The sequence below is a fragment of the Lichenicola sp. GTC18331 genome (genome assembly GCF_055386855.1).
On record NZ_AP045015.1, the window covers coordinates 901,125 to 913,146 of the forward strand.

Genomic DNA, 12,022 nt, shown 5'->3' on the forward strand with positions numbered 1-12,022 from the left:
GACCCGGATGGGCCGGCGCGGCGCGGTGGAAAGATCGAGCGGGCGATCAGCCCTGGTAGCGGCCCTGCACCACATCCTCGATGTCGGAGCGGCTCAGACCCATGTCGGAGAGCTCGCGATCGGAATACTGGCTGAGTTCCCAGCGCAGACGGTTCTGGGTGCGGATACGCTCGCGACGGGTCATCAGCAGAGCCACGGCCTGCTTCACGATCACCGGCAGGCTGATCTCGCGGTTGCCGGAAAGAGCGCCGTCGAAGGAAGCGGAGTAGGACATCGGAGTGCCTCGTGACTGTGTTTGTGCGGTGCAACATATCGCCGCTCGCAACACGCTGCAATCGGTTTTGTGCGCTGCACCATTTGCCGATTGCAGGTCACCCCCGCGCTTTCTGCGCGTCGCCTTTCACGAAATGGAAAGGATTTCGAGAGTTCCGAGCGCGGGTGCCGGGTTAAGAAGATCCGGTTTCAGACCACGCAGGATCGCCGGAAGCAGACGCAACGGCCCGCCATGCGACACCACCAGGGCGTTGCCGCCGGACCGCAATCGCCCGGCCGCGTGCCGAACCCGCTGGATCAGCGCGCGGCCGCTCTCGCCGCCGGGCGGCGCGAAACCGGACGGGTCCGCCGCCCACTCGTCGAGAGCCGCGCGCGGAACATCGTCCCAGCGCAGCCCCTCCCAATCGCCGAAATCTAGTTCCAGCAGATCGGCCTCTGTTCGGAGAGGAAGCTGAAGCAGCTCGGCCAGGTTTTCGGCGGGACGCAGACAGCGCGCGGCCGGGCTCGATACCACCAGAAGCGGCCGGATCGGCGCGATCCTTACGGCCAGAGCCGGTAGGGCATCGCGCCAGCCCTCGCGGAGCGGAACATCGGTCCGCCCGTAGCAGATCCCTTGCGGCACCCCGACCGGGGGGTGCCGCAGCAGGGCGAACTCAGTGTTCGTAATGCTCGGCCACCAGACGATCCAGCAGGCGCACGCCGAACGCCGTGGCGCCCTTCGGCACGCTCGGAGCGTCCTTGGACGACCAGGCGGTGCCGGCGATGTCCAGATGCGCCCAGGGCACCTCGCCCACGAAGCGCTTCAGGAACTGCGCCGCGGTGATCGAACCGCCCGGACGGCCGCCGATATTCTTCATGTCGGCGATGTCGGAGCGCAGCATCTTGTCGTACGCATCGCCGAGCGGCATCCGCCACAGCTTCTCTCCGGTCGCCTCGCCTGCCGCGGCGAGCTGCGTGCAGAGCGCGTCGTCATTGCCGAACAACCCGGCATGCTCGTGGCCCAGAGCCACGATGATGGCGCCGGTCAGCGTCGCCAGATCGACCATGAAGCGCGGACGGAAGCGGTCCTGCGCGTACCAGAGCACATCGGCCAGGACGAGGCGGCCTTCCGCATCCGTGTTCAGCACCTCGATGGTCTGGCCGGACGCGCTCCGCACCACGTCGCCCGGGCGCTGCGCCCGGCCGCTCAGCATGTTCTCCACCAGACCGACGATGCCGACCGCATTCACCCGTGCCTTGCGCCCGGCCAGGGCGGCCATCAGCCCGACCACCGTGCCGGCGCCGGCCATGTCCCACTTCATGTCTTCCATGCCGCCGGCCGGCTTGATGGAGATGCCGCCGGAATCGAACGTCACGCCCTTGCCGATGAAGGCCACCGGTGCGGCGCTCGAATCCTCTGCATCCGTCGGGGCGCCACGCCACTGCATCACCACCATCCGCGCCGGAGAGTCGCTGCCCATCGCCACGCCGAGCAGCGCGCCGAAACCCATCTCCTCCATCTGGTCGGCGGTGACGATCTCGACCTCCAGCCCCAGCGAGGACAAGGCGGCGATGCGCTCGGCGAACACGGGCGGGTTCAGGATATTCGCCGGCTCCGTCACCAGATCGCGCGTCAGGAACACGCCGCGCGCCACCGCTTCCAGCGCCGGCCAGTCGGCCTGGGCCCGTGCATCGTCGGCGCACAGCACCGACAAGCGGGCGAGCTTCGGCAGTTCGTCCGGCTTCTGCGTGGTGCGATAGGTGTCGAAGCGGTAGGCGTTCAGCACCGCGCCCAGCGCGAGGGACCCGACGCGTTCGGCCGGCAGCGCATCCGCCGCCACCGCCGCTTCGGCCTCGCCCTTCAACAGCGACCAGATCTGCGACCCCGCCGCCTCGGCCCTCTGCGCGTCGAACTCGCTTTGCTTGCCCAGGCCCAGCAGCACCACGCGCTTCAATCCGGCGCCGGGACCGGGCAGCACGCAGCTCTTGTTGCGTCCAAAGCCGAACTCCGACGCCTCGACCGCGCGCGACAGGGCGCCGCCGCAGCGCTCATCGGCCTCGCGGAACGAGGCGGGACGTTCGGCATCCTCGAAAGCCGCCAACAGGAGCGCGCCCGCGCCCGGCAGGGAGAAGCGGGTGAAATCGATATCCAGCATGGGAAAGGCTCCGGATTGAACCCGGCATTTCGGCGCGGAAAGCGACACGAATACGGTACGGGCAGGCGTTAATCAGTGCCCGTTCTTATCCGCCCGCTTCACCGGCCTCGCAAGCAGCCGGCCAGGAGCCCGCTTTGCGTCAGGCTGAAGCTTCCACTAGTGGCTATGCGCATGGACGCTTTCCTGCCCCGCTTCTGGACAGACCGGCTTGTCTCCTGGCCGGCCGCATGGCCGCACGATCTCCCCGGCGGCGAAGCGGGCGACGCCGCACTGCTCCATCTGGCCGGACGGCTCGCCATCGAGGCCGCCGCCCTCATCATGCAAATCCGCGGCGATGGGTTCGAGACCGAGCACAAGAGCGACAGCTCGCCGGTCACCGAAGCCGACCGGCAGGCGGAAGCGGCGATCCTGCGCGGTCTGCGCGACCATTCGAGCGTGCCGGTGATCGCCGAGGAAGAGGTCGCCGCCGGAATCATGGTGGAGGCCGGGCGCGCCTTCTGGCTGGTGGACCCGCTGGACGGCACGCGCGAATTCGCCGCAGGCAGCGAGAACTTCACCGTCAATATCGGCCTCGTTCGCGACGGGCGCTGCGTTCTCGGCGCCGTCGCCCTGCCGGCCCAGGGTGCGCTTTATCTCGGCTGGAACCCGGCCGATGCCCCCGGCCGCGCATGGCGCTCGGATGCGGAGGGCACCACCGCCATCGACGCCCGCGAACCGCCCGCCGACGGCCTGTTCGTGCTGGCCTCGCGCCACTACGCTGACGACCCGGCGCTCAAGGCCTATCTCGGCCGCCAGCCCATCGCCCGGCTCGGCAATATCGGCTCGGCCGCCAAGTTCGTCCGCGTCGCCGAAGGCGCTGCCGATCTCTACCCGCGCCTCGGCCCCACCATGGAATGGGACACGGCGGCGCCGCAGGCCGTGGTGGAAGCGGCCGGCGGAACGGTGCTCCTGTTCGACGGCACGCCGCTGCTCTATGGAAAGACTGGCTTTCTGAACCCCCATTTCGTGTGTCGCGGCCGCATCGGCCTGGAAACGTTCACCCCCGCACCCTGAGGAGCGAGCCGACTCGACCCGGTCGGTGCTAAGATAGCGTTCATGCACCAGCCCATGCCGCAGGGAGCGGCACAGACCGGCCTCGTCGCCACCGAACTGCTTGCCGCCGACGCGGAGGGAATCCAACGCGCCGCCACCCTGCTGCGCGCGGGCCGTCTGGTCGCGTTCGGCACCGAAACCGTCTACGGGCTGGGTGCGGACGCCACCGATCCGCGCGCCGTCGCCGCGATCTTCGCCGCCAAGGGGCGCCCGGCGCAGAACCCGTTGATCGTCCATCTCGCCGAAACTGGCGACGCCGAACGGATCGTCCGGTTCGACGAGCGTGCCCGCGCCCTGGCCGACGCCTTCTGGCCCGGCCCTCTCACCCTGGTGTTGCCGCAGCACGAGGCCAGCCCGGTCAGCGCCCTCGCCTCCGCCGGTCTCGACACGCTCGCCGTGCGCGTGCCGGACGCCCCGGCCGCCCTCGCCCTGCTGCGCGCCGCCGGGCGCCCTGTCGCCGCCCCCTCCGCCAACCCGTCCGGCCTCGTCAGCCCCAGCACGGCACGGCATGTGCTGGACGGGCTCGACGGACGCGTCGACGCGGTGCTCGATAGCGGCCCGTGCCGCGTCGGGCTGGAAAGCACCATCCTCGATCTGTCCGGTGCCGAAGCGCGCCTGCTGCGTCCGGGCGGGATCGACCGCGCCGCGATCGAGACGGTGATCGGCCCGGTCCGGGCGGAGAACGCCGTCACCGATACGCCGAACGCTCCGGGCCAGTTCGCCTCGCATTACGCCCCCGGACTGCCCGTGCGGCTTTCGGCCGACACCGTCGCCGAAGACGAGGCGCTGCTGGCCTTCGGCGCCCCGCTCTCCGGCGCGGGCCTGCTGTTCCAGCTCAGCGAAAACGCCAATCCCGCCGAAGCTGCCGCGCATCTGTTCGCGGGACTCCGCGCGCTGGACCGCGACGGGCAACGCCTCGGTCTGCGCGGCATCGCCGTAATGCCGATCCCCGAACACGGCATCGGCGAAGCGATCGCGGACCGTCTGCGCCGCGCCGCCGCCCCCCGTTTCCCCTCCGACGCGGAACCATCCCGATGAGGGAGCAGATCGACCCCAAGGAACTGAAGACGCTGAGCGACATCCTGGCGCTGGTGCTGGACGACCAGCCCGGCCAGGCCGCCGGAGCGCTGGAAAAGGCCAGGGCCCGCGCACGCGCCAACAGCGTCACCGCCGGCGCACTCAAGAACCTGTTCGTGGCGATCGCGCCCAACCCGCCCGCAGCGACCAAGCCCGCCGCGTCGCGTCCGCGCGCGCCCCGCGCCGGCTCGGCCGCCGCCACCGAAGCCCAGGCCGCCCGCACCCGCATCTCGCAGCTCACCGCCGACGTGAACCGGCTGGATCTCGATCTGCGCGGCGCCAGCGCCCGCATCGAGGCGCTGCGCTCCGAGCTGCATCTCACCCGTCAGGCTCGTGCCGAAGCGCAGGCGGCGCTGGCGGCGACGCGCTCGCTCGCACCGAAGAAACTCGTTCTGGCCCTGGTCGCACTGTGCGGCCTGCTGATCGGCGTGGCCGGCACCAGCGCGGTGATGCTGTCCACGCGCCCGGCCTATTCCGATCCCTCCTCCACCCTTCAGTAAGATTTCCGAGGAAGGCGTCTTGTCCCATCCCGACCAAGCGCGCGCGGCGCTGATCGACATCCTGGCCGACCGGCTCGGGCCCGGCGGCGTGCTGCGCGATCCGGCCGATACCGCGCCGTTCTGTTCCGACTGGCGCGGCCTGTATCACGGCCGCACCGATGCCGTTCTGCGCCCGAACAGCACCGAACAGCTCGCGACGGCCGTACGCCTCTGCGCCGAAGCCGGCGACGTTGCGCGCATCGTGCCGATGGGCGGCAACACCTCCATGGTCGGCGGCGCCGCCGTCGGCGAGGACGGTTCGGAACTGGTGCTGAGCCTGTCGCGCATGAACCGGATTCGCGCCATCGATCCGGTGGACATGACCATGACGGTAGAAGCCGGCGTCACGCTGAAGGCAGCGCAGGATGCCGCCGAGGAAGCCGGCTGCCTGCTGCCTTTGTCCATCTCCTCCGAAGGCTCGGCGATGATCGGTGGCGTTCTCGCCACCAATGCCGGCGGCAACAACACGGTGCGCTACGGCAATGCCCGCGAACTCGTGCTCGGCATCGAAGCCGTGTTCGCCGACGGCTCGGTGTTCGACGGGCTGCGCCGTCTGCGCAAGGACAATACCGGCTACGCGCTGCGTCAGCTTCTGGTCGGCTCCGAAGGCACGCTCGGCATCATCACCGCCGCGGTGCTGCAACTCCATCCGCGCCCGAACCAGATCGAAGTCGCCTTGTGCGGCGTGGAAAGCCCCGAAGCGGCCCTCGACCTGTTTCAGCGTTTCCGCCACGCCGATCCGTCCGCGATCCAGGCCTTCGAATACATGTCCGGCACCGGCATGGCGCTGGTGAACGCGCTCATTCCCGATGCCGCCCTGCCGCTGGCCGAACCGGCCCCGCATTACGTGCTGGTGGAGCTCGCCACCGTCCGACAGGACGGCACGTTGCGCGATCTGCTGGAAACCGTGCTCGGCGAAGCGCTGGAAAGCGGCGCCGTGCTGGATGCGGTGATCGCCGAAAGCCGTGCGCAGCGCCTCAATCTCTGGAAACTGCGCGAGGAACACGCCGAAGCGCAGAAGCGCGCCGGCGGCAGCGTGAAGAACGACGTTTCGGTGCCGGTGTCGCGCATCCCCGAACTGATCCGCCGGGCCGGCGACGCCTGCGAGCGGCTGGTGCCGGGCGTGCGCGTGGCCCCGTTCGGCCATCTCGGCGACGGCAACATCCATTTCAATCTGGTGCAGCCCGAAGGCGCCGATCGGGACGCATTCCTGGCCCGCGACCACGAGATCATGGATGCGGTCTGCGCCGTGGTGCGTGCGCTGGACGGCTCGTTCTCGGCCGAGCACGGCGTCGGCAAGCTCAAGCCCTACATGATGCCGGACTGGCGCGGCGGCGCCGAACTCGACGCCATGCGACGCATCAAGCACGCGCTGGACCCGGCCGGCCTGTTCAATCCCGGCAAGATCTTTCCCGAAACGAACGACGAGCCCGCCGCCTCGCCATGACCGTTGCCCGACTGACCGCGCTCAATCTCTATCCGGTGAAGGGCCTGCGCGGCCTTTCGCGCGACACGCTGACGATCGAACGTTGCGGCCCGGAAGGCGACCGTCGCTGGCTGATCACCGATCCCGAACGCCGCTTCATCACCCAGCGCGAGACCGCCGAACTCGCCCGCATCGCGGCCATTCCGACCGAATCCGGCCTGACCCTGTCGATGGACGACAACCATTGCGCGGTCGCGTTCCCTAATCCAGACGCCCCGGTCGATACGGTGGTCGTCTGGGGTCATCAGGTCCGGGCGCGTCAGGCGGTGGGGCCGGCGCAGGACTGGCTGTCCGCCCGGCTCGGACGCCCCTGCCTGCTCTGGTTCATGCACGACACGACGGCGCGGCCGATCGATCCGTATGCCGACCAACCGGAGAAGACGGTGTCCTTCGCCGACGCCTTTCCGCTTCTGGCCGTGAACCGCGCTTCGCTCGACGCGCTGAACGCAGAGCTGGGCGAAAACGCGGTCCCGATGGATCGTTTCCGTGCCAACGTCGTCATCGACGGTCTTCCGGCCTGGAGCGAGAACAGCTGGAACGCGCTCCGGATCGGCGCGCTCCGCTTCCAGGCGCCGACGCGCTGCACGCGCTGCGTCGTCATCACGCGCGATCAGCAGAGCGGGCTGTCGCCGCGCCCCGGCGAACCGTTGAAGACCCTGGGCCGGCTCAATCGGCTTCCGGAAGGCATCGTGTTCGGGGTCAACCTGATCCCCGATGATACGGGCCGGATTTCGGTCGGCGATCCGGTCGAGATCAAGCACCAATCAGACTGAAACGGATGTTCTTTTTCTGAAGAAAAAGAAGCAAAAAGACTTCTATCCCTTTGAGTTATGACTACCGCGCTTTACACCTTACCAAACAAACAAAAGTTCTTTGGTTCTTTCTTCCAAGAAAAAACATACTCTACCAACCCGCCCGCTCACCCTCCGGCGTCGCGACCAGCATCGCAGCCGCCCGGTTCGCCCGCTCCAGCGCGTCCGGCACCGTTTCGCCACGCGACAATGCCGCGGCGAACGTGCCCACGAAGCAATCCCCCGCCCCGTGCGTGCTCTTCACCTGCACCGGCACCGCCGCGATGGCGTGGCGCGCACCGTCTCGATCCGCCCAGGCCAGACCGGCCCCACCCGCCGTGACCAGCGCCGCGGGAAACCGCTCCACGAGGCGCGCCGCCGCCGATGCCGCGTCGTCCAGCGTTTCCACCGCACCGCCGCCCAGCATCTCCGCTTCCAGCGCGTTCACCACCAGGATATCCACCAGAGACGGCAAGGCTGTTTCGAAAGCCCGCGCGGGCGCCGCATTCAACAGCACGCGCATCCCGGCCACGCGGGCCAGCGACGCGGCATGCAGATTGATCGCCTCGGGAATCTCGTTCTGCAGCACCAAAACGGCGCCGGGGACGAACCGCTCAGGGCCGAACTGCGCCGGTTCGATCAACAGATTCGTGCCGGATACGATCACCGCGCCGTAATCGCCCTCGTCATCGAAGATCGCGACGCTGGTGCCGGAGCTGCGCCCCGGGTGCACCGCCACGCCGGAACACTCCACCCCGGCATGCTTCAGCCCGGACAGCAGCGCATCCCCGAACGGATCGTCGCCCACGGCCCCCACGAAAGCGGTCGGCGCCCCGGCAAGGCTCGCGGCCACCGCCTGATTGCCGCCCTTGCCACCGCATTTACGGGCAAGGGACCGGCCCACCACCGTCTCGCCCCTGCGCGGCCGGTCCGGCGCATCCACCACCAGATCGAGATGCAGCGACCCGACCACCAGAACCGCGGCGGCGGCGCTCATGCCCGCCCCCTGGTGAACCGGTCGAGCAGCATCGCGAACAGGATGATCAGCCCTGTGGCCAGGAGCTGGTAGAAGGCCTGCACGTTCAGCAGCGTCAGCCCGTTGCGCATCGCGCCCAGGATCACCGCGCCCAGAAGCGTGCCGACGATGCTGCCTTTTCCGCCCATCAGCGAAGCGCCGCCGATCGCCGCCGCCGCGATCGCGTCCAGCTCCCACAGATTGCCCAGGATCGGCTCGGCAGCACCCAGACGACCGATCAGGATCATCGCCGCCAGCGCGGCGAGCGTGCCGGACAGCGCATAGGCGCCGATCTTGGTCAGCGCGATCGGCACGCCGGCCACGCGCGACGCTTCCTCGTTGCCGCCGACGGCCAGCAGATATTCGCCAAACGGCGTCCGTCGCAGCATCAGCGCCGCCAGGATCGCCACCACGGCCACCAGCGCCACGGCGGTCGGAATGCCCAGAACATGCCCATTGGCCACCACGCGCAGCGCATGCGGAATGCCCAGGATCGGATTGCCGCCGGTCACGATCAGCGCCAGCGCCCGATAGGTGCTGAGCGTGCCGAGCGTGACGATGAAGGGCTGCAGCCCGCCGAACGAGATCAGCATCCCGTTCACCGCACCACAGCAGGCGCCCAGCGCCAAAGCCGCCAGGATCGCCAGCGGCACCGGCACGCCGGCCGCCATCAGCCCCGCCGCCAGAACCGCCGCCAAAGCCGCGGTCGGCCCCACCGACAGGTCGATGCCGCCGGAAATGATCACCAGCGTCATGCCCAGCGCCACGAAGGCGTTGATGCTCGATTGCTGCAGGATGTTGACCAGGTTGCGCTCGGACAGGAATCCCGGCGCCACGGCGGCGAACACCGCCAGCATCAGCACCAGACCCAGAAGGGTGCCGAAATCCCGCAGATTGACCCGCGTGAGCCCGGGCGGTCGGAAGCGCGTCCCGGCGGGCCGCGCGGTGGTGATGGACATGGGGGAAGCCTCGAACACAGGGGTTCAGGGAGAAGCGGTGGCGGAGCGGGGCACGGCATGGGCGACGATCGCCTGCTCGCTCAGCTCCTCACGGGACAATTCCGCGGCGATCCGTCCCTGACGCATCACCAGCACGCGGTCGGCGACGCGCAGGATCTCCGGCAGTTCGGACGACACCACGATCACGGACCGGCCTTCGGACACCAACCGCTCGATCAGCGCATAGATCTCCGCCTTGGCGCCGATATCGATGCCACGGGTCGGCTCGTCGAACAGCAGGATCTGGGTGTCGGCGGCGATCCAGCGGGCAATGATCGCCTTCTGCTGGTTGCCGCCGCTGAACAGGCGGATCGGCCGGTCGATCTGCATCGGCCGCAGATTGATGTCGGTAAGAATCTCGGTCGCGCGACGGCGCAGCGCACGCCGTCGGATCACCCCGCGTGGCGCGAAGCGCGACATGGAGGACAGCGCGATGTTGTTCACCACCGAGCGCTGCGGAACGATCCCGTCCCGCTTGCGCTCCTCCGGCACCAGCCCGATCCCGGCCGCGATCGCCGCTCGCGTGCCGCCACGGCGCGGCAGGGCGCGACCGTTCAGCACGATCTCGCCGGTTTCCGGCCGGTCGGCCCCGGCGATCAGGCGCAGCAGCTCGGTGCGACCGGCGCCGATCAGCCCGGCAATGCCCAGAACCTCGCCGCGACGCAGATCGAAGCTCGCGTCCACCACCCGCGTGCCGGCCCCCAGTCCATGCACGGACAGAACGGTCTCGGCTGTGGCGAAGCAGGAATGCGTGCCGGCGGCGAGCGTGCGGCCCACCATCATGTTCACCACCGCGCTCTCGTCGGTGTCGGCCAGATCGAGAGCAGCGATGAAACGCCCATCGCGCATCACCGTGGCGCGGTCGCAGACGCGGAACACCTCGTCCATCTTGTGCGACACGTAGATGACCGAAACGCCCTGCGCCGCCAGACGGCGGATCACTTCGGCCAGACGCTCGAACTCGCTCGGCGTCAGGCTGGAGGTGGGCTCGTCCATCGCCAGGATGCGGGCATTCTCCAGCAGCGCACGCCCGATCTCGACGATCTGCCGTTGCGCCACCTTCAATGTCCGGATCGGCGCATCCGGCCGGATCGCCGGATCGAGCGCTCGCAGAACCTCGCCCGCCTGACGCTCCTGCTCGGCGCGGTCCGTGAACAGCCCGCGACGCAGCGGCCGGCCCAGGAACATGTTCTGCGCCACCGTCAGTTCGGGAATCTGCTGCAATTCCTGATGGATCATGGCGATGCCGGCGCGGCGTGCATCGAGCGGCCCAGCCAGGGACAGCGTTTCGCCATCCACGGCGATCTCGCCCGCATCCGGCCGCACCACGCCGCTCAGGATCTTCAACAGCGTCGATTTCCCGGCGCCGTTCTCGCCCAGAAGCGCATGCACCTCGCCCGGACGGACGCGCAGGGTCATGTCGTCCAGCGCCTTCACGCCGGGATAGCTCTTGCTGATGCCACCCAGAAGCAAACGCAGGGATGCGTCGGCCATGACCTTACCTCTCCCGGCGACGAACCTCAGCGAAGGCTCGCCGCCCTTTCGATCGCGGCGTTCAGCCGCCGTTCTTCGCGTCCTGTTCCAGGGCGGCGCGGATCTGATCGTCCGTGCCCTGGTAACGATCGGCGGTCGCCTTGGTGACCAGCGCCTGCGGCGTCGCCACCACACGCGGCAGCTTCTCGCCGACCATGATTCGCAGCGCGCTTTCCAGCGCCACTTCGCCGGTGAGAACGGGGAAGCTGTCGACGGTGCCGGTCAGCTCGCCGGCGCGGATCGACTTGTAGGCGTCGCCGATGCCGTCCGTGCCGAATACCGCCACCTTGCCGAGCAGGTTGGCGTTCTTCACCGCTTCCACCACACCCAGAGCCATGGTGTCGTTGTTGCAGTAGAAGCCGATCAGGTCGGGATGCTGCTGCAGGATGGTGGTGGCGTCGTCATAGGAAAGCTGGCGGTCCCAGTTGCCGGGAACGCTGGCCACCACGACGAACTTTCCGCCATCCTCCTTCGTCAGCGTGCTCTTGAACCCGCCGGTGCGCTGGGCCGCGGCATACACGCCGGCCTGACCTTCGATCACCGCCACCTTTCCGCCGGCGGGACGATTCTTGATGAACCAGCGCGCCACGCGCACGCCGTTGTCGCGCTGGACGTTGCCGACATAATGACGGGCTTCCGGGATCACCGCGTCGTTGACGTTCACGACCGGGATGTGCGCGTCCGCCGCTTCGCTCAGCACAGGATCGAGATTGCTGTTGGTCTGCGGGGAGAGAAGCAGAACGCTCACGCCCTGCGTCACCATGGTTTCGGCGATGGAAAGCTGGCCGACCTGATCGCCCTCGTTCTGCGCAGCCTGATACTCGACCGGCACGCCGTGTTTCTTGCCGAACAGCTCGTAGCCTTTGCCGAGCAGGCGCCAGTACTCGTTGGTCAGCGTCTTCGACACGGCGCCGGCATGCGTACCGGCCGGCATCTTCGGGAACGCGCCGAATTTGCTGGAAAGCTGCGTCCAGTCGATGCGGTCGGTCTCGGTGTCCGGGTTCAGCGGCGCCAGGGTCTGTGCCCAAGCGCCCGTGCTGGTCGCCAGGACGATGAAGCCGCAGAGCAGAAGATTCTTCATGG

At 68.7% G+C, this 12,022-nt stretch carries 12 protein-coding genes; 5 read left to right on the forward strand and 7 right to left on the reverse strand.

The annotated features are described in order from the left end of the window. Positions 1-46: 46 nt before the first annotated feature. From ACZ5BM_RS04175 to ACZ5BM_RS04185, 3 genes are all read right to left on the reverse strand, one after another. The gene (locus tag ACZ5BM_RS04175; protein ID WP_498910124.1) at positions 47-274 is read right to left on the reverse strand and encodes a DUF1127 domain-containing protein; all 228 of its coding nucleotides are present in this window, start codon (positions 272-274) and stop codon (positions 47-49) included. 126 nt (positions 275-400) lie between these two features. Beyond that, positions 401-958 (reverse strand): histidine phosphatase family protein, encoded by a 558-nt coding sequence (locus ACZ5BM_RS04180; protein ID WP_498911480.1) that lies wholly within the window; start codon positions 956-958, stop codon positions 401-403. Next, a complete protein-coding gene (locus ACZ5BM_RS04185) occupies positions 927-2,408 on the reverse strand; it encodes a leucyl aminopeptidase family protein (RefSeq protein ID WP_498910125.1) in 1,482 nt (493 codons plus the stop codon). The genes ACZ5BM_RS04180 and ACZ5BM_RS04185 overlap by 32 nt, the downstream gene beginning before the upstream one ends. Before the next feature lie 171 nt (positions 2,409-2,579). Between ACZ5BM_RS04185 and ACZ5BM_RS04190 the strand changes: the two genes are divergently transcribed. Genes ACZ5BM_RS04190 through ACZ5BM_RS04210 form a run of 5 tightly spaced genes read left to right on the forward strand, consistent with a single transcriptional unit; the run spans position 2,580 to position 7,375 of the window. Continuing rightward, positions 2,580-3,461, forward strand: a complete 882-nt coding sequence (locus ACZ5BM_RS04190; RefSeq protein ID WP_498910126.1) for a 3'(2'),5'-bisphosphate nucleotidase CysQ family protein — start codon at positions 2,580-2,582, stop codon at positions 3,459-3,461. A 42-nt stretch (positions 3,462-3,503) separates the two neighbouring features. Beyond that, positions 3,504-4,538: an L-threonylcarbamoyladenylate synthase gene (locus ACZ5BM_RS04195; RefSeq protein ID WP_498910128.1), complete on the forward strand. Its 1,035-nt coding sequence runs from the start codon at positions 3,504-3,506 to the stop codon at positions 4,536-4,538. Then, complete coding sequence (locus tag ACZ5BM_RS04200) at positions 4,535-5,077, forward strand: hypothetical protein (RefSeq protein WP_498910129.1); 543 nt, start codon at positions 4,535-4,537, stop codon at positions 5,075-5,077. The genes ACZ5BM_RS04195 and ACZ5BM_RS04200 overlap by 4 nt, the downstream gene beginning before the upstream one ends. 19 nt (positions 5,078-5,096) lie before the next feature. Next, positions 5,097-6,563 carry an FAD-binding oxidoreductase gene (locus tag ACZ5BM_RS04205; protein ID WP_498910130.1) on the forward strand — a complete coding sequence of 489 codons (1,467 nt, stop codon included), beginning with the start codon at positions 5,097-5,099 and terminating at the stop codon, positions 6,561-6,563. Beyond that, positions 6,560-7,375 carry an MOSC domain-containing protein gene (locus ACZ5BM_RS04210; protein ID WP_498910131.1) on the forward strand — a complete coding sequence of 272 codons (816 nt, stop codon included), beginning with the start codon at positions 6,560-6,562 and terminating at the stop codon, positions 7,373-7,375. Before ACZ5BM_RS04205 ends, ACZ5BM_RS04210 begins: the two co-directional genes overlap by 4 nt. Positions 7,376-7,505: 130 nt before the next feature. On the opposite strand, the gene ACZ5BM_RS04215 is transcribed toward ACZ5BM_RS04210, so the two are convergent. From ACZ5BM_RS04215 to ACZ5BM_RS04230, 4 genes are all read right to left on the reverse strand, one after another. Beyond that, entirely contained in the window at positions 7,506-8,390 is an 885-nt protein-coding gene (locus tag ACZ5BM_RS04215) for a ribokinase (protein ID WP_498910132.1), read from the reverse strand. Further along, positions 8,387-9,367, reverse strand: coding sequence for an ABC transporter permease (locus ACZ5BM_RS04220; RefSeq protein ID WP_498910134.1), 981 nt, complete (start codon positions 9,365-9,367; stop codon positions 8,387-8,389). Before ACZ5BM_RS04220 ends, ACZ5BM_RS04215 begins: the two co-directional genes overlap by 4 nt. Before the next feature lie 24 nt (positions 9,368-9,391). Then, positions 9,392-10,900 (reverse strand): sugar ABC transporter ATP-binding protein, encoded by a 1,509-nt coding sequence (locus tag ACZ5BM_RS04225; protein ID WP_498910135.1) that lies wholly within the window; start codon positions 10,898-10,900, stop codon positions 9,392-9,394. A gap of 61 nt (positions 10,901-10,961) precedes the next feature. Next, the gene (locus tag ACZ5BM_RS04230) at positions 10,962-12,020 is read right to left on the reverse strand and encodes a sugar ABC transporter substrate-binding protein (RefSeq protein ID WP_498910136.1); all 1,059 of its coding nucleotides are present in this window, start codon (positions 12,018-12,020) and stop codon (positions 10,962-10,964) included. Positions 12,021-12,022 lie beyond the last annotated feature (2 nt).

What these genes read in the sequence shown, in the direction of transcription:
- ACZ5BM_RS04185 (WP_498910125.1), bottom strand. Translation starts at nt 2,408, where the DNA reads ATGCTGGATATCGATTTCACCCGCTTCTCCCTGCCGGGCGCGGGCGCG.
- ACZ5BM_RS04190 (WP_498910126.1), top strand. Translation starts at nt 2,580, where the DNA reads ATGGACGCTTTCCTGCCCCGCTTCTGGACAGACCGGCTTGTCTCCTGG.
- ACZ5BM_RS04210 (WP_498910131.1), top strand. Translation starts at nt 6,560, where the DNA reads ATGACCGTTGCCCGACTGACCGCGCTCAATCTCTATCCGGTGAAGGGC.
- ACZ5BM_RS04215 (WP_498910132.1), bottom strand. Translation starts at nt 8,390, where the DNA reads ATGAGCGCCGCCGCCGCGGTTCTGGTGGTCGGGTCGCTGCATCTCGAT.
- ACZ5BM_RS04225 (WP_498910135.1), bottom strand. Translation starts at nt 10,900, where the DNA reads ATGGCCGACGCATCCCTGCGTTTGCTTCTGGGTGGCATCAGCAAGAGC.
- ACZ5BM_RS04200 (WP_498910129.1), top strand. Translation starts at nt 4,535, where the DNA reads ATGAGGGAGCAGATCGACCCCAAGGAACTGAAGACGCTGAGCGACATC.
- ACZ5BM_RS04230 (WP_498910136.1), bottom strand. Translation starts at nt 12,020, where the DNA reads ATGAAGAATCTTCTGCTCTGCGGCTTCATCGTCCTGGCGACCAGCACG.
- ACZ5BM_RS04220 (WP_498910134.1), bottom strand. Translation starts at nt 9,367, where the DNA reads ATGTCCATCACCACCGCGCGGCCCGCCGGGACGCGCTTCCGACCGCCC.
- ACZ5BM_RS04195 (WP_498910128.1), top strand. Translation starts at nt 3,504, where the DNA reads ATGCACCAGCCCATGCCGCAGGGAGCGGCACAGACCGGCCTCGTCGCC.
- ACZ5BM_RS04175 (WP_498910124.1), bottom strand. Translation starts at nt 274, where the DNA reads ATGTCCTACTCCGCTTCCTTCGACGGCGCTCTTTCCGGCAACCGCGAG.